Below are 17,733 nucleotides of genomic sequence, written 5' to 3'. Positions count from 1 at the left end.
CGTTCAAAGAAGCTCCATCCCTGTCCTTTCTCCTTCATTCTTCTCTTTCCGATTGAACCAATCGGTCCATCCATCACTCTATCTCTTCATATGAGCAGACGCACTGACAAGGTAAATGAACTCCTCCGCAGGGAAATAGGCACCACCATCCAGCGGGATTTTGAATTCCCCGGCACGATTGTCACCGTCATTGAAGTGGAAGTGACGGATGATCTGAAGGAAGGAAAAGTATGGGTGGGCGTGGTAGGAAAAATGTCCCCCGCGCAAGTGCTGGAAAAACTGAACTCCCGCCATGGGCTCATCCAGTCCGCCGTAGCCAGGCGCGTGGTGCTGCGCAATACCCCCCGCCTGACCTTCAGGCTGGACAACTCCGCCCAGCGCGGCGTGGACCTGGTCAACCTTCTGGAAGACATTGACAAAAACCTTCCCAAGGCTCCGGCTGCGGAACCGGGAGAAGAAGAGGAATAAGGCTCCCCGGACGGAAAGTTCTTTACCTTCAGGGAAGTGAGCCGGGGGGAATTCTCTTCCTGAAAGCTCGTTGTACTTGATAGCCTGAAAAGGTCCCTGGACTTTTACGCTACAACTCCCCTGTGAAAAACATGGGAAGGGTTTACAAGGGCCGGGAAACCGGGCTTACCCGGCCTTCATGGATGAATATATTCCCAAGCGGAGAGGAGGGGAATTCTTACAAGGTCCCCGCTACCCGGACGGAACGCACGGCAGGAAGCCCGCAGGATGGGTAAATTTGAAAGGCGGACGATTCAAAACTCCGTCCCGGCGCCACGGCTATCAGAGGATACCGTGGAAGGACTTTCCCTCCACGGTAATGATTCCTCCTTACCTCACCACTTTCAACCTCAGGAACCGGCGCACCGGGGCGCTTTCCTCCACCGCTACGGTATCACGGAATTCACCGCGCGCGCCGGTCGGAACGACCGTTTCTTCCTCAGCCCATGTCTTCAGATCGGCAGAGCTTTCCACACTGAAGGTCACATCCGTCGCTTCCGTATTCACCGGCCAGGAAAGCACGAGGTATTTTTTACCGTCTTCTTCCCGGATAGTCAGCTCCGTCACGCTCCCGCAGGGTTTGTTGGGGTTTAATCCCGTTGCGTACTTCATCAGGTTCGTGACGCCGTCTCCGGCGGGGCACGCATCCGGAGCCATCTGGTCGTCCGGCGTTCCATCCGGGAAGTTGTCCTGCTTCCACTTGTCGTAGCCCGTGGGAGCCGGTTTCCCCGCCTGGTTCAGCGTAAACGTCCTCTGCTCACCGTCACATGCTACGGTGACGACAGCCGTCCGTTCCGCCTGCTGTCCGTTTGCCTCCACCGCAATATCCAGCACGGCAGTTCCGGAGCCGGAAGAAGGATTGACCGCAACCCAGGGCTGGTCACAGGAGACCGTCCAGGGCATTTGCGTCTGCACGGTCAGCGCCGTATGAACGGCGGCCGCGCCCACAGCCTCTTCCGTCTTGTCCAGATTGAAGGGATTTACGTATTCATAGGAGAACGCGCTGGCGGGAATGGCTTCCTTGCCGTTGGTTTCCGGGCCTTCCCATTGCAGGGAAAGGGACGGAGCCGTCCCGTTCCCCACGTAGCCGATCCGGATGGGGTGCACCCCTGCCGTGAGCTTCACCGTCTGGACGGCGTTGGGCTGCACATCGCTGGAAACGCCTTCCCGTGCATTGGAGGAGGCCTCCGTTCCGGGCGTATAGGCATAGTCCGCATCAATGAGCTGCATATCGTGCAGATGCACGAAGGCCTTGCTCCCCGCATTGGAGTCCGTCCGGAGGTAGAATTTATATTCCCCGGTGGCAGGCACCGTGAGGTAGCCCGCAAGTTCCACACCCTTCTGGCCGGAAGGACCCGCCTTGACATTGAGCACGTCAAGGGCATCCGTCGCGCCTGTGGCGGCGGGGGCCTCCTCCAGCTGCCGGAAGTCCGGCACCCAGTCAAAGGCGCGGTTCCAGGCGCGCCAGTGCAGCCTGCCCTGGCGGAGGCCGGCGGGCGCGGTAACGGGAGCAATATAACCGGCGTCAAAGTTTGTGGCGGTGACGGGGGAGGAACGGCGCATGCGCAATGCCTGCGCCTTCATTTTCTCCTGAAGGTCCGGACGGGAGGAAGCCAGGTTGTTGGCCTCCTGCGGGTCCTTTTCCGTATCATAGATTTCAAAGTCCGTGGCGGGAGCGGCATTGCCCATCCGCAGGCCCTTGAAACCGTCCGCAAACACAATCTGCTGCTGCTGCCTGCCGCGGTTCCTGTGGGCCTGGAGGAAGTCACTGTAACCCGGAGTATTTCCGCCGTAGGCATATTCCGTGTAAATGACGCCGGTTCTCTGGCGTTCCGGAACGCCTACCAGCGTGGGCAGCAGGGAAACGCCGTCACAGCGGGACGGAACGGGTACCCCCGCCACATCCGCGAAGGTGGCCATCCAGTCATGGAACTGGCTGGCGCCCAGGCTGATCCCGCTGGGAACCACTCCGGGCCAGCGCACCACCGCAGGCACGCGCATGCCGCCCTCCCAGCAGTCCCGCTTGATGCCGTCCATCATTCCATAACTCATGAAGTACTGGGGGTCCTGCGCTCCGTTGGCGTAATTGCCTGACCCTCCTTCATTGTGGGGGCCATTGTCGGAGGTGAACACGATCATCGTATTGCTGTCAAGGTTCAGCTCCTTGAGCAGCTGGATCATATCCTTCAGCACATCGTCCACGCGGCGGATCATCGTGGCGTGGCGGGATTCCGTTTTGCCGAAAACCGCGTGTTCCGGGTAAATGTACGTATCCGGGCCAAAATCTCCCTGCACGCCCGTCCAGCCGTTCGCGGCGGTGTTGCAGGCTTCATAGCCGTCTTTCTTCTCCCATTGCAGGCCGCCGGTTTTTCCCAATCCCTCCGGATAGGCGCAGGCAGGAGCAGACAGGCAGCCGTGGGGGGCGGGGAAAGCCAGGTACAGGAAGAAAGGCTGTGAAGGGGCCTTTTCATGGTGCTCCATAATCCACTGCTTGGCCCGGGCGCCGAAGAGGTCCGTATCATAGGCGGTGCCGGGAACCTTGGCGCTGACGCTCGTCCACGCCGGGGCTGCGGACTGGTCATCATATTCGTAAATCTCCTGGGAACCCGCCGTCAAATAGTGGAAGTGGCCCGCCAGATGCTTGATGATTCCGTAAAAGTAGTCAAACCCGCGCATATGGGGCGCTCCGGTCAGCCCCTTGCCGCTTTGCCCTCCGCCGCCCACGCCCCATTTCCCGATGGCCGCCGTGTGGTAACCCGCGCCCTTCAGCAGCGTTCCCAGGGTGTGGGAGTTTTCAATGGGGTAGTCAAAGGTGTTGTTACGCACCACGCGGGAGTGGCCCTGGTGCACGCCGAGAAGCAATGAGGCGCGCGCCGGAGCGCACACCGGAGCGGCGCTGTAATGGCGCCGGAGCTGCATGCCTTCCGTAGCCATCGTATCCAGGGTCGGGGTCTTGAACTCATTCCTGCGCGTCACCTGGCGCCCGTTTTTATCCTGCTGCGTCCAGTTGACGCTCAGGTCCCCCCAGCCCATGTCATCCACTAGCACAAAGATGATGTTGGGCCTGGAGCCGGAAACATGCGCCGGCATGTCCGGCTTCACCGCCACGTCCGTCTCAAGGGTCAGCAGTTTGGCGGCGGAGTCATAGTGCCAGGAAACCGCCCCCTTAGGCAGTTCCTTCACGGTGATGGAAGCGGCCATCTCCGGCTTGAACTGCACGCCCAGCGTGTGCCTGCCCGGCCACGCGGCAATCAGGTCTTCAAAGGAGGAATCAAACAGAACGACGTATTCCTGCGCCTGCTGGGAAGGATTTTCCGGCTGTACGGCCGTGCTCTGCGGCACGCCGTCCAGCAGGGACACATGAAGCCGCCCCAGCGTCAGGGAGGAACTGGGGAGCGATATATCCCCGTCCAACGCCAGGGCGCCCCCCGGCGCATAGGTAATGGTTCCGGTGAAGGCCCCGCTGCCGCCCAGGGTGCAGCTGCCCTGCACCACCAGGTTCACCGCCGGGATTTCTCCGTCAAAGCGGATGGAGGAATTGTTCAGCGTAATCGTTACATTTTTCCCTACGCTCCGGATTTCGCCTGCCTTGACATGCCTGTCCGCATAGGTCACCTGGGCGTCATCCAGAATGGTCTGTTTCAGCACCCCGTTGTCACCGGTAATGCCGGAGGTTCCGGAGAGCGTCACGTTCCCGTCCACGCCCGTTTCCGTCAGGTCCAGCGTGGAGTCTTCCAGGGCAAACGCCGTCTCCGCGCCAATGTTCCATTGGCCGGATGCCCTGGCCGTGGTGCCGGAAAATGTCACGGCGGCTTTTTCCCGCGTCACCAGGGAACCCTGGTACAGGGACATGCCTTCCAGCCGCGCGGCGTCTTCCACGGTAATCGTATTGTTCATGCCCCGGTCCGCCAGGTCAAGCGTGGGCGTTCCCTTCCCGGCATTCATCACAAAGCCGACAAGGCTGGAAATATTGTTCAGCAGCAATCCTTCCCCCACGCGCACCGCACCGGAACCCGTCAGCGTTACGCGCCGGGGGGCATCGTTCTCCGAGGTCAGGGAATACAGTCCGCCGGAGGGGGCGGCCTCATCCAGCCCCACATAAAAACAACGGCCTTCCGCCACGTTCCACTCCTGATCGGCGGCTATGCGCAATTGCGCAATGCCGAAGTCCGCATTGTACCCGCCCGTGCTCGTGTTTTCCACGGTGATGCCGCCGGATTCCACGCGCAGGTATACGCCGGAAGAAGTATTCAGCACGAAGAGCTGGACCTTTCCCCCGGGCTGGTTGTTAATTCCCGCTACCCGGATGCCTTTCAAATACCGCCCTCCGGTCCCCAAGCCGCCTATGTTGGTCACGCCGGCCGAATCGGTCCCGTTCGTAACCATCCAATGCGTGTAGGCGGAAGCGGATGCCCCGGGAGCAGCCGGCGGCGCACCGCCGTTCAGGCTCCAGTTGGATTCGTTTGACCATGGAGACGCGGCACCTTTCCAAACATATTCATCAGCGGCAGACCTGGCTGGCGCGAGAAACAATAAAGAAGGAACAAGAACAGATAAGAAACGGTACAGGAACATGGCAAGCGGGCGAAAAGGTGACTCAAGGGGCATCACGCCAAAGAGCGAACTGCCTTAAGAATCATGTTGGTTATTGATATTAAATATTAAAAAGTGTTAAATTCTGCTAACTGAACATGAAAAAGCCGCCAATTTCAAAAAAACCGACGGCTTGATTAAAGGTTTCAGGGGGCATGGACTTTAAAGTCTGCGGCGGCGCATCATCAGCGCAGCCACCCCCAGAAGACCGAGGGAAGCTGTGGCCGGTTCAGGAACCGTATTCAATTCAAGGGCTCCCAGCCCAACAAAATATCCCTGCGTTTCCGAACCTCTGTTCAGGGAAATTTCAATGGTATAGGTATTACCGGTAGACAGAACCACCGCCTTGTCCAGCATGCCTTCCTCACGAACGCCGGAAGAACCTCCACGTTGCCCCAGCGTATCTACACTGGCTTGTTGAGAGCTGCCGGCCGTGCCATCCTGCGTACCCGCATAAGTCAGGTTGGAATTAGAGCAACTGGCCAGAACATCTCCATTCTGCTTTAGATCAAAAGTATAGGCACCTCCGCGGTCATTATTCTGAATCGCATTGGAAGCATTGAACGTAAAAAGATTAAGCGCAATGGAATCCACGGTGACGGTTTCCGTCACGGTGAAGGACAAAGTGACGCTCCATGGAGTTCCGGTGCCGACATTCGCATTGGGGCTCAGAAAGGAATTAACGTAGTTGGAACCTGTCTTTTGAGAGGAGACTCCGGTAAATGTCTGGCTAATCAGAAGAGCACCGGTAACGTCAGGCCGATAAAGATCAGATGCCGTCTGGGGATTCGCCTGATAGTCAAACACGATAGCCGCATGGGCTGAACCGGCAAGCGCAAGAATAGAAGCAATGACAGGGAATGTTTTCTTCATGGTTTTGGCAGATTAGATTATTTAAGATTCCAGGAATGAACTCAATTTTCTCTACCGAATTAAGAATTCTGAAAGTATTTTTTGAACTGAATAAAGATATAATTTGTTGATAATGAAATTTATACTCTTTTAAATGTGAAAAGGAACGATACCTCTCCTTCTCTTTTTAGAGATGGTTGGCGGAATAAAACGGGTTCATTTTTAAAATTTTACGTTGACACCGGATTCTTAATTCGCCTTCCGTGCCATCATTTTGATGCAGAGCACCAAAGAACCTGTTCTAAAAGCTTGGCTATTCGACAGGACGGGACGAAAAAGAAGCGTTCAGACTCTGCGGCGGCGCATCATCAGAACGGCCAGCCCCAGAAGACCCAGGGAAGCCGTGGCAGGTTCAGGAACCAGAAGTTCACCGTTAATCTGGATTCCGGTGAGCCCGGCAAAGCAGCCCTTGTTATAAGCGCTGTTGTTGGAAGCCGTAATGGTGATGGTCAGGGATTCCCCGGCTTTCAGCAGAAAGTCGTTGTAATTGAAGCTTCCCGTATGAATGCCGGTCCATGCGCCGGTGGTGCCGTTGGCTGCCGTGGAGCCGTTATAGGCCAGGGTCTGGTCAGCCTGCCCGTCAATGGAGAGAGTCATATCGACAGGCTTGTTGAAATTGCCGTCGTATCCGCCCACATAATCATTATTGGCCACACCGCCGCCGCCATTCTGGGCTGCTCCCGCCCCCGTGAATCCGATCACGGACAGGTCAATGGAAGAAATCACCATATCCTGGGAGCCGGTATTGGTGAACGTGAAGGAAACGCTCCACGTATTGTTCCCCGTACCTCCCACATTGGCATTGGGAGAAAACACGGACGCCGGAATGGAGCCTGAAGCCAGCAGGTCATTGCCCGTGGAACTCTTGCTGAAGTCTCCGGAACTGATGGAGGTGGAAGAAGTAAGTCCCACATCGGATGTCGTGTTTACTGTAACGGTATCCAGGGAAGTGCCGGTCCGGTTGAAAGTAGTGGAGCACAGCACCGCAGCCTGGGAAACCGCCGTTCCTAAAGCCAGGGAAGCAATGAGTATCAATGTTTTCTTCATAACTAGGAGAGGTTGGATGGAAGTAACTTTTATTCTCTAACGGATTGCCAATCCGAAGTCAACAATAAATGATAAAAACAAGATGTTTAGGAGAATCAATGCTCCGGCCCATCTCCGGATAGGATTCTCTTTTTTGGGAATTTCAAATCATCATAAAATTCATAAAGCCATATCTCTATGCATAAAAAACCGCGCCTGATTTCTTTTTCGGATTGGCAATCCGTTCCGTATTTTTTTCTTTTTCACTAACGGCTTGCCAGAAGAGGGGAGAACAGTTAAGTTCCCCGAACGGACAGCCTGTCCATGAGAGGGCTGGCACTTTTTCCAACATGAACGGTTACTGCTACTTCATCCTGGGGATATTGATCCTGGCGGCCGGTTATTTCACCTACGGACGGGTGCTGGAAAAGATTTTCCGGCCGGACGCCTCCCGGCAGACTCCCGCCGTGGCCTGCACGGACGGCGTGGATTATGTGGTGATGCCGCGCTGGCGCGTATTCCTGATCCAGCTGCTGAATATTGCGGGGCTGGGCCCTATCTTCGGCGCCGTCATGGGCGTGCTGTACGGTCCGGCCGCACTCCTGTGGATTATCATCGGCTGCATCTTCGGCGGCATGGTGCACGATTATTTTTCCGGCATGATATCCCTGCGCCACAAGGGGGAGAACCTGCCGGAAATCCTGGGCCGCTACCTGGGCAGCCAGGCCCAGTGGATCAGCCGCGCCGTCTGCATCGTGTTCAGCGTGCTGGTGGGCGTGGTCTTCGCCGTGGGTCCCGCCGCCATCCTGGCCCCCATGACGGGCTGGAGCGTTTCAGCATGGGTGTGGATCATCTTCGGCTACTATTTTCTGGCCACCATCCTCCCCATCCAGGCCATCATGGGAAAAGTATACCCCCTTTTCTCCGTAGCCCTGATTATCATGGTCGCGGGAATTCTGGGCGTGATGCTTCTGGCGCCCTTTGCGGATTTCATGCCGTACTGGATGCACATCCCCCGCATGGAGGTACTTCCGGACCTGGACTTTTTCCATAACCGCCATCCGGCGGATTTCCCGCTGTTCCCCGTCATGTTCATCACCATCGCCTGCGGAGCGGTGAGCGGCTTTCACGCCACGCAGTCCCCGCTGATGGCGCGCTGCCTGAAGACGGAACGGGAAGGGTTGCCCGTCTTCGGAGGCGCCATGATTACGGAAGGAATCATCGCCTTTATCTGGGCCGCCGCCGCGCTGACGTTCTACGGCTCCCCGGAAGCCCTGGGAATGGCTACGGCCAACGGAAAGGCCCCGGCGCTGGCCATCCAGATGATTTCCGAATCCTGGATGGGCCACGCAGGATCCATCCTGGTGATGATCGGCGTAGTGATTCTCCCCATCAGCACGGGGGACGGCGCCCTGCGGGTTACGCGCCTGATGATCGCGGACTGCTTCAAGCTGAACCAGGAACAACTGGGCCGCCGCCTGATGATCGCCATTCCCCTCTTTGCCGCCGCCATCGCCGTGAGCAGCATGGACTACGCCATCATCTGGCAGTACTTCGGCTGGGCCAACCAGCTCCTGGCTGCCGCCACGCTCTGGGCCGTCTCCATTTACCTGCGCAGCAGGAACCTCTGCTACTGGACCGCTGCCGTTCCCGCCGCCTTCCTGAGCCTGGTAGTGCTCCAGTACCTGTTCTCCAGCCCGGAAATGTGCGGGTTCAGCTATGAGGCCTCCCTGATCGCCAGCGTGCTGCTGGTGGCCGTCCTGGGCGTGCTCTGCCTGTTCCGCGGCTCCGGACTGGAAGAAGCGGAAGAACCCAACCTGTGATTTCATGAGCCATCCCCCCCATACGCCCGGACACGTCAGCAAAGTTCCATGGGGAGCCTTCTGGCGGCTGGTGCTGATCCAGGCGCAAAACTCCTTTAATGAAAAAGGGGCGCAATTCCTGCTGATTCCGCTGGGCGTGTGGCTGTACGGCACCCAGGGAGACCTGGAATATCCGCTGGGGGCCATCATCGTGCTGCCCTTCATCCTGTTCTCCCCGTTCGTCGGCTGGCTCTCGGACCGCTTCTGCAAGGCGCGCATCATCCAATCCATGGCCGTGCTCCAGATATGCGTGCTGGCGGGCATGTACTGGAGCCTGCGCACCCACAACCTGCACGGGGCCATCCTGTGGTTCTGCGTTTTTGCGGTGCAGGCCACCATCTTCAGCCCTTCCAAGAAAGGCATTGTCAAGGACATCGTAGGCACCTCCCGCATGGGATTCGCCAGCGGCATTGTGGAAATGGCCTCCATCCTCAGCCTGCTCATCGGCCAGATTGGCGTATTCGTCTGGTTCCGCTACCTGCTGGAACCTTCCACGGACACAGTCTGGCACCACTGGCTGGGAACGGATTTCTTCCGGTGGTTTGACGCATGGCTGAAACCCTCCGGGCTTAATGACGGCTGGTATGCCGCCTCCTTCCCGTGCCTGGTGTTCCTGCTCCTGGCCATTCCGGTGGCCATCTCCAGCTTCACCCTGCCCCGGTACGCTCCGGAAGGATTCCGGCCTTTCTCCTGGTCCCTGTTTTACGAGCACTTCCACCAGCTGGGCAAGCTGTGGAAAAACCGGAACCTGCGCGTCAGTGAAATGGGCATCGGCTATTTCTGGTTCTTCGGCGGCACGGTCATGCTGATGACTATCCAGATGGCCAAGGAAATCTCCGGAGGCAGTGACGACTTCAGCTCCGTGGGTGCCATGCTGATGGCCTGGATGAGCGGGGGGACGGTGCTGGGCGGCATCATTGCCTCCGTCATCTGCCGCCGCCACATCCGGATGAACGTCTCCGTGACGGGAGGCGCGCTGATGGCGGCCAGCTGCGTGGCCCTGTCCACGGTTTCCATGACCTCCCACATCTTTTACGCCCTGCTGATGGCGGCGGGCATTTCCGCAGCCCTGTTCCTGGTGCCGCTGAACGCCTTTTTCCAGGACCGCGCGGACAATGACAAGCGGGGGGACATGATTGCCGCGGGCAACCTGGTGGACTGCGTGCTGGGCCTGCTGGCCGTCGGATTCCAATACGCCATGATGCTGGTGATTCCCCCTTCCTGGCAATTCGTCGTCATGGGAATCCTGAGCCTGGGCATGGCCTGGCTGATCTTCCGTTTTTCCCGCGTCATTCATGGATCAAGGTAAAATCTGCTGGTTATCAGGGAGTAATCTTCAGGCAGGCTTCTTTCAGGAAAAATTCTTTCCCGGAAGGCGGCGACCCGCGCCATTCTCCCGTCAGGGCGCGCGATTTACTTGCAAACCCGCTTTTCTTCAGGCAACATAGAGGGGAAACAAGAAGCCATGAAAAAGTACCTTACCCTTCTGTTGTGCTCCCTGTGCGCTCTGGCGGGATTTTCCGCAGCTGCGGACTCCACTGCCGGCCTCAAGGACGTGAACATCGTCATCTCCACCACCAAGGGTGACATTGAACTGGCGCTTTATCCCTCCAAGGCGCCCGTTACCGTAGCCAACTTCCTGAATCTCATCAACAGGGGCTACTACAAGGGAATCACATTCCACCGCGTGATTCCGGATTTCATGATCCAGGGCGGCGACCCCACCGGCACGGGCATGGGCGGTCCCGGCTACAGCTTTGAAGACGAGTTTTCCCCGTCCCTCAAGCATGACGGCCCCGGCGTGCTCTCCATGGCGAACGCAGGCCCCGGCACCAACGGCTCCCAGTTCTTCATCACCCACGTCGCCACGCCCCACCTGGACGGACGCCACACCATCTTCGGCAAGGTGCTGAAAGGCCAGAACATCGTCAACTCCATCGTCCGCGGAGACAAGATCAAGGACATCCGTATTCTGGACAAAACCGCCGCGGCCGCCGTGCTGAAGGCGGAAGCCGCCCGCGTGGCCCAGTGGAACAAGACGCTGGACGCCGCCAAATAAACCAGGCATACCGGTACCAGCCCCGCATGAATATTCTCAAACGGTTCCTTGAGCAGGTTTTCACTCCGGAAGAAGTGGAAGCGACGCCGGAGAACCTGCAAAAATGGGAACGGAGAGCGCCCGGCTGGATCATCCGCAGCAACCACTGCGGCATGGAAGAACCCTTTGGCAAGTACGGCATTCTCCGCAAGTCAGCGGGACGGAAAAGGAACTTCGGGCGTTGTCCGCATTGCCGCAAGTGGTCATGGTTTGCCATCTTCAAAAACAGGCTCAACAATAATTCCGCATCCATTCAAACCGCTATACGGACTCCATTAATCAACCATTCATCCATTTTATGAAAACACTCATTAAAAACGCACGCATCATCTCCCCCGGCATTGACCTGCCCGGGGCTGCCGTGGAAATCGAAGGCAAGACCATCACCGCCGTCTACCCCGCCGGGAGCGAGCTCCCCGCCGCAGACAAGGTGGTGGACGCGGAAGGGAAGATGCTCCTTCCCGGTTTTATTGACATCCACAGCCACGGCGCCGGCGGTTGCGACACCTGTGACGCCAAGCTGGAAAGCCTCCGCACCATTGCGGAATGCAAGATGAAGGAAGGCGTCACCTCCTGGCTGCCCACCACGCTCACGCTGTCTCCCAAGGTACTGGAAGACGTGTGCGCCTCCGTGGCGGAATACATGAAGAATCAGGAGTTCGCCAAGACGCCCGGCATCCACCTGGAAGGGCCGTTCATCAATCCCAAGTGCTGCGGCGCCCAGAACCCCGCCTTCGTGCGCCAGCCGGATTATGATGAAGTAGCCAACCTAGACTCCATTGCCAAGGTTCTGCTGGTCTCCCTGGCGCCGGAAATGCCCGGAGCCGTGGAATTCATTGAAAAGGCCACCGCCAACGGCATCCGCTGCTCCGCGGGCCACAGCGCCGCCACCCATGCGGACTTCAACAAGGCCAAATCCGCGGGTCTCGTGCACCTGACCCACTACTGCAACCAGATGTCTCCCCTGCACCACCGTGAAATCGGCCTGGTGGGCTCCGGCCTGCTGGACAGGGAAATCAAGATTGAAATCATCTGCGACACCATCCACCTCTGCGCGGACATGCTCAAGACCGTGTTCAAGAACAAGGAAACGGACCAGATGATGATGATTACGGACTCCCTGGCCTGCTCCTGGATGCCGGACGGCCCCGGGGACCTGGGCGGCCTGCCCATCATCGTGAAAGACGGCGTGGCGCGCCTTCAGGAATCCGGCGCCCTGGCCGGCAGCACCCTCAAATACGCCCACGGCCTGAAAAACGTGCACCGCCTGACCGGCAAGCCCCTCAGCGAGCTGGTGAAGGCCACCTCCTGGAACCAGGCGCAGTCCCTGGGCCTGGAAGGCCTGGGCAAGATCGCCCCCGGCTTCACCGCTGACATGGTTCTGCTGGACGATGACTTCAATACCTCCCGGGTGTTCATCGACGGCGTGGAAAAATACAGCGCGTAACCGCGCAGCCGCGCGCCGGACGGGGCGGAACCCCTCCGGCGCGCCATCCCCCCTTACCGTATTCCAACGTTCAACATTCACCTCCATGGCTATTACCATTGAAATGCCCCGCCTGTCCGACTCCATGCATGAAGGCATCGTCCTGAGATGGGTCAAAAAGATAGGAGACTTCGTAGAAGTCGGCGACCACCTGGCCGACATTGAGACGGATAAGGCCCACGTGGAACTCCAGGCATGCGAGGACGGAACCCTGACGGAAATCCTGGTGCCGGAAGGCGGTTCCGCCGCCGTGGGCGCGCCCATTGCGCTGCTTCAGTCGGAATTCGGCGCGGCCTCCTGCGACTGCCCGCCGTGCCCTCCCGTCAAATGCAGTCCGCTGGCCGCCAAACTGGCCGCGGAAGCAGGGCTGAATCCCGGTACCCTGAAAGGCACCGGCCCGCACGGCAAAATCATGGCCGTGGACGTGCGCGCCGCCATACGCCCCGCAAGCGGCCCGGCCCGCCGGGTGCAGACCCCGCTGGCACCCAGGGATACGCGCCACGCCACACGCGTGGACAACTTCTACCTGTACTCCCTGGAGGCCAATATGGCCTATTTGGCCGCCATCAGCACGCCCATCGCCGTCCAGTGTGAAAAACTCATCGGCGGCCGCTACAGCCTCTTTGACTACGTGGTGCGCGCCGCGGTGAAAGCATGCATCAGTGAGCCGGAATGGCTGGCGGGAGACGCCGCAGCGGAACTGCTCATGGTGCTGGACAAGGGAGAAAAATACGTCTTCATTGAAAATGCCTCGGGCAAAACGATTTACAACATCGCCATGGAACGGCTGGCCGCCCCTGCCGCAGGACCGCCCCCCACGGGCAGCATTTCCCCGAACATCCTGCTCTGCGACAGCGGCGTGAACGTGGAAGCCCAACGCACCGTGCTCCCGGAAATGCCCCACAGCATCATCAGCATCGGCGGCACCACGCCCAAGACGGGCATAGAAGCGGGGCGCCCCGTCTCCAAGCTCATCCTTCCCGTCACGCTGTACGTGAACGCCAACATCCTGCCGGAATGCAAGGCGTCCAAGATCGCCGCAGAATTCAAGACCCTGCTGGAAAATCCGGTCCTGCTTCTCCTGTAGGGCTGCCGGCATCCTGCCCCCTTTTCCTTGAACGTTCCATTCCCTCCTCTTGTCTCATTAACCATGAAAAAAGTCGCCATTCTTGCCGCCCCCGGATTTGAAGAAATAGAACTCATGGCCCCGCTGGACATCCTGCGCCGCCTGAACTTTGACGTGCAGCTGGCCGGCGTGCAGTCTGACAAGGTAGTCAGCACCCATGACGTGACCGTCACCACGGACACCATGCTGGACAAGCTCCACGCGGACAAGCTGGACGCCCTGATCCTGCCCGGCGGCGCAGGCGCCTGGGTGCTCCGGGACACGCCGGAAGTCATCCATCTGGTCAAAAAAATGCATGCCGCGGGCAAGCTGGTGGCCGCCATCTGCGCCGCCCCCATCGTCCTGGCGAAAGCCGGCCTGGTCAAGGACAAGAATGTCACGGCCTACCCGGCCCAGGACGTCTACCGGGAACTCAACGAAGCCGGAGCCCACATCGTCAAGGATGAAAACGTGGTTCTGGACGGCAACATGCTCACCGCCAACGGCCCCGGAGCCGCCATGCTCTTCGGCTATTGCATCGGGGAATACCTGGGAGAAGACCTCCAGGTGGCCCAGCTCAAGGAGCAGATGTGCTATACAGGCCTGTAAAACCGTGGGTACTGGCCCCGGATGGACTCTCTTACGGTTGCATCCCGGCCAAAAATTGCCTTTTCTGGCAAAAGAGACTGAGCACGGCAAGAGGAAAAGACACTGCTCTCCTCCAGGATATGCAGAGGTGAAAAATATTGAAGAGGAAAGAAACAGTCTTTACTGACAAATTCCCTGAGATAAGAAAAAATTCTTCCCATATACTTTTTTCATCCTGTAAACCACAAGGGAATTTTTCTTAAGAAAAGCAAGGTCATTTTCAAATCCGGGAGGATTCCACGATTCAGGGAATAATTCCCGATCCATAGCCTCTTCTCATAGGAACAACCTAATATTTCATTGCATATTTTTGTCTCATGCCATAGATTATCAATTAATCAAAAGATAGTCATATACGCATGGGAGATCACATTCATAACCATTTTCAGAATGTCACGATTGGTGGAAACTACGTCGGCGGCAATCAGATTCACCGGGGGACCGATTCTTCTATCCACTCTGCTCAACAGGAAAACAGTACCGACGAACCAACCATTTTTCTTTCCTATTGCCGGAACAACAAGGAAGAAGCAGACCGTTTAGAGCAGGAACTGACCGTTCTTGGCATGTTGGTCAAAAGGGACATCCGGGATATCGGGCCATGGAAAAGTATTCGGGCATTCATGGACACTATCCGTGAACAGGATATTGCTGTGCTGCTGGTCAGCGACGCCTACTTGAAATCCCGCAACTGCATGTATGAAGTGCTGGAAATCATGAAAGAAATATCTTACCGGGAAAGAATATTTCCCGCTGTACTGGAACCTAGCATCTACCAGCCGGCAGGAAAGGCAGCCTATATCTCCTACTGGGAAGAAGAATACCGTAAGCTGGATGAAAGAGTTCGAAGCATACAGAACGAAGAAAACAAAGCCGAACTTGCTCAAGATCTGCGGCATATCAGAAGAATAGGTGAATCCATGGGAGAATTCCTGGCTACGGTAGCAGACATGAACAATCCCGACCTTGCAGACACTGTGGAACGCATTGAGTCCTTCCTTAAGGAAAGGAGGCTGGCATGACTAGGGAAGAAAACCATATTCGGAACACGTTGCGAGAAGTCTCCATCGAAGGAAACTACATAGGGGGCGACCAGCACACCACCGTGGTCATTTCCCGTGACAAACCACGAGACTTTATCGTCACACACCGGGCCGGCATCAAACCGGTGTCCTACTTCACCGGACGGGAGGAAGAACTGGAGATTTTACGCCAGCTCATTAATGAAGGAAACAAGGCCGTGCTGGTTAGCGGCATGGGAGGCATCGGAAAAACCCATCTTTGCCTCAAGCTGTGTGAAGAATACATCACCAGGCATGCCAGCAATAAAGCTGTTCCTTTCCAACACATCGGCTACGTGGAATATGACGGTGACATGGACAGCAGCCTAGTCACCTGCCTCAAGTTTGAAAAACAGGGACAACCGGAATACAACCAGGAAGCCGCATGGCGGGAACTGGAACATCTGGCATCCCAAGGGAAACTGCTCCTGTTCGTGGACAACGTCAACCGGACTTCAAAAGAGGATCCAGGACTAAAGCGGTTGGGAGAAATTCCGGGTACTGTCATTCTGACATCCCGGAGGGCATCCTTCATGCAAACAGTCTTTAAACCCATCATGATCGGAGTTCTTCCCCTGGAAAACTGCCGCCACATCTACCGGAGCATCACGGAAGAACGCACTTTGGAAGAGGAATCGGACTTGGACTATATCATTAAGCAACTGGCGGCCAACCATACGCTGACTGTGGAACTGCTGGCCAGAACGGCCTACTGCCACGGATGGTCTCCCCGTAAATTAAGACACGAACTGGAAAATTGCCAATTCCGTCTCACCTTTGAGGATGACGGTGAAACCGTCGTCATCCAGGAAGCTTATGAAAAATTGTTTTCCCTGGGGAACATGAGCAAAGGGGAAGTCAATATCCTGGAAGCGTTTTCCCTGTTCCCGTATATGCCATTGCCTGACAATACCTGCGAAGCATGGCTGTTGTCGGATGCTGGAGACACGGCCCCTCCCAATCCCTTTTTTAAATTATATGAAAAAGGATGGTTGCAGCGCATAAAAGGATGGTTTCGAGACGAAGAACGGTACTGTTACCAGATGCATCCCGTGTTCTCCCAATTCATCCGGGACGCCCGGAAACCCAAATTGGGACAGCATGAAGGCCTTCTTGAGGGATGTCGGGAGAATTTAACCATTCCTGATCATGGTTCTCCTCTTGAATGCCAGCAATATTTGCCCCTTGCAGAATCAATCGCGGAAAGAATCTGTTTAAATGATACGCCATCGGAAATTGCTTTCTTAAAAGAGATAGCTTATTTGCTTCAATATACAGGTTCCTATTCAAAAGCGGAAATATTGTGCAAACGAATATTGGATATAGATATCAATAAGTACGGAGAAAATCACATAAGTACGGCTACCAGCTACAACAATCTGGCTTTCCTGTACGCAAGCCAGGGACGGTACGACGAGGCGCTCCCCCTCTATCAACAGGCCCTTCAAATTCTCCAGAAGACGCTCGGCGAGGAGCATCCGGACACCGCTACCAGCTACAACAATCTGGCAGGACTGTACAAGAGCCAGGGACGGTACGACGAGGCGCTCCCACTCTATCAACAGGCGCTCCAAATCCGGCAGAAGACGCTCGGCGAGGAGCATCCGGACACCGCTAACAGCTACAACAATCTGGCAGGACTGTACGAGAGTCAGGGACGGTACGACCAGGCACTTCCACTCTATCAACAGGCGCTCCAAACCCGGCAGAAGACGCTCGGCGAGGAGCATCCGGACACCGCTAACAGCTACAACAATCTGGCAGGACTGTACGCAAGCCAGGGACGGTACGGCGAAGCGCTCCCCCTCTATCAACAGGCCCTTCAAATCCGGCAGAAGACGCTCGGCGAGGAGCATCCGGACACCGCTAACAGCTACAACAATCTGGCAGGACTGTACGCAAGCCAGGGACGGTACAACCAGGCACTTCCACTCTATCAACAGGCGCTTCAAATTCTCCAGAAGACGCTCGGCGAGGAGCATCCGGACACCGCTACCAGCTACAACAATCTGGCAGGACTGTACAAGAGCCAGGGACGGTACGACCAGGCACTTCCACTCTATCAACAAGCGCTCCAAATCCGGCAGAAGACGCTCGGCGAGGAGCATCCGGACACCGCTACCAGCTACAACAATCTGGCAGGACTGTACAAGAGCCAGGGACGGTACGACCAGGCACTTCCACTCTATCAACAGGCGCTTCAAATCTGGCAGAAGACGCTCGGCGAGGAGCATCCGGACACCGCTACCAGCTACAACAATCTGGCAGGACTGTACAAGAGCCAGGGACGGTACGACGAGGCACTTCCACTCTATCAACAAGCGCTCCAAATCCGGCAGAAGACGCTCGGCGAGGAGCATCCGGACACCGCTACCAGCTACAACAATCTGGCAGGACTGTACGAGAGTCAGGGACGGTACAACCAGGCACTTCCA

13 protein-coding genes are annotated in these 17,733 nt (G+C 57.0%); 10 read left to right on the top strand and 3 right to left on the bottom strand.

All coding sequences use genetic code 11. The features are described from left to right. The first annotated feature begins 90 nt into the window (after window positions 1-90). Window positions 91-468 (top strand): 30S ribosome-binding factor RbfA, encoded by a 378-nt coding sequence (gene rbfA, locus HHJ06_RS09670; RefSeq protein WP_215429159.1) that lies wholly within the window; start codon window positions 91-93, stop codon window positions 466-468. Between the two features lie 369 nt (window positions 469-837). Here the strand turns inward: rbfA and HHJ06_RS09665 are convergent, their stop codons facing one another. From HHJ06_RS09665 to HHJ06_RS09655, 3 genes are all read right to left on the bottom strand, one after another. Next, the gene (locus HHJ06_RS09665) at window positions 838-4,893 is read right to left on the bottom strand and encodes a sulfatase-like hydrolase/transferase (RefSeq protein WP_215429157.1); all 4,056 of its coding nucleotides are present in this window, start codon (window positions 4,891-4,893) and stop codon (window positions 838-840) included. A 369-nt stretch (window positions 4,894-5,262) separates the two neighbouring features. Then, window positions 5,263-5,973 (bottom strand): PEP-CTERM sorting domain-containing protein, encoded by a 711-nt coding sequence (locus HHJ06_RS09660; RefSeq protein ID WP_215429155.1) that lies wholly within the window; start codon window positions 5,971-5,973, stop codon window positions 5,263-5,265. 324 nt (window positions 5,974-6,297) lie between these two features. Further along, entirely contained in the window at window positions 6,298-7,059 is a 762-nt protein-coding gene (locus HHJ06_RS09655; RefSeq protein ID WP_215429152.1) for a PEP-CTERM sorting domain-containing protein, read from the bottom strand. A 329-nt stretch (window positions 7,060-7,388) separates the two neighbouring features. On the opposite strand from HHJ06_RS09655, the gene HHJ06_RS09650 reads away from it, so the two are divergent. The 9 genes from HHJ06_RS09650 to HHJ06_RS09610 form a co-directional block, all read left to right on the top strand. Next, window positions 7,389-8,861 carry a carbon starvation CstA family protein gene (locus tag HHJ06_RS09650; protein ID WP_215429151.1) on the top strand — a complete coding sequence of 491 codons (1,473 nt, stop codon included), beginning with the start codon at window positions 7,389-7,391 and terminating at the stop codon, window positions 8,859-8,861. A gap of 4 nt (window positions 8,862-8,865) precedes the next feature. Further along, window positions 8,866-10,209, top strand: a complete 1,344-nt coding sequence (locus HHJ06_RS09645) for an MFS transporter (RefSeq protein ID WP_215429149.1) — start codon at window positions 8,866-8,868, stop codon at window positions 10,207-10,209. Window positions 10,210-10,365: 156 nt separating this feature from the next. Beyond that, on the top strand, window positions 10,366-10,959 hold the full coding sequence (locus tag HHJ06_RS09640) for a peptidylprolyl isomerase (protein WP_215429148.1): 594 nt from the start codon (window positions 10,366-10,368) through the stop codon (window positions 10,957-10,959). 26 nt (window positions 10,960-10,985) lie between these two features. After that, the gene (locus tag HHJ06_RS09635; protein WP_215429146.1) at window positions 10,986-11,300 is read left to right on the top strand and encodes a hypothetical protein; all 315 of its coding nucleotides are present in this window, start codon (window positions 10,986-10,988) and stop codon (window positions 11,298-11,300) included. Further along, a complete protein-coding gene (gene nagA / locus HHJ06_RS09630; protein WP_215429145.1) occupies window positions 11,297-12,445 on the top strand; it encodes an N-acetylglucosamine-6-phosphate deacetylase in 1,149 nt (382 codons plus the stop codon). Before HHJ06_RS09635 ends, nagA begins: the two co-directional genes overlap by 4 nt. A gap of 85 nt (window positions 12,446-12,530) precedes the next feature. Next, window positions 12,531-13,571 (top strand): biotin/lipoyl-containing protein, encoded by a 1,041-nt coding sequence (locus tag HHJ06_RS09625; RefSeq protein ID WP_215429143.1) that lies wholly within the window; start codon window positions 12,531-12,533, stop codon window positions 13,569-13,571. Between the two features lie 63 nt (window positions 13,572-13,634). Further along, on the top strand, window positions 13,635-14,198 hold the full coding sequence (locus tag HHJ06_RS09620) for a DJ-1 family glyoxalase III (protein ID WP_102721115.1): 564 nt from the start codon (window positions 13,635-13,637) through the stop codon (window positions 14,196-14,198). 398 nt (window positions 14,199-14,596) lie between these two features. Further along, complete coding sequence (locus HHJ06_RS09615) at window positions 14,597-15,259, top strand: toll/interleukin-1 receptor domain-containing protein (protein WP_215429142.1); 663 nt, start codon at window positions 14,597-14,599, stop codon at window positions 15,257-15,259. Then, the coding region (locus tag HHJ06_RS09610; protein ID WP_215429140.1) for a tetratricopeptide repeat protein at window positions 15,256-17,733 on the top strand (2,478 nt) is incomplete at its 3' end. The genes HHJ06_RS09615 and HHJ06_RS09610, both read left to right, overlap by 4 nt.

It is taken from the genome of Akkermansia muciniphila, from assembly GCF_018709685.1.
Lineage (GTDB): Bacteria > Verrucomicrobiota > Verrucomicrobiia > Verrucomicrobiales > Akkermansiaceae > Akkermansia > Akkermansia muciniphila_E.
The sequence above is the reverse complement of the archived record's forward strand: the minus strand, read 5'-3'. Positions and strand labels throughout refer to the sequence as shown.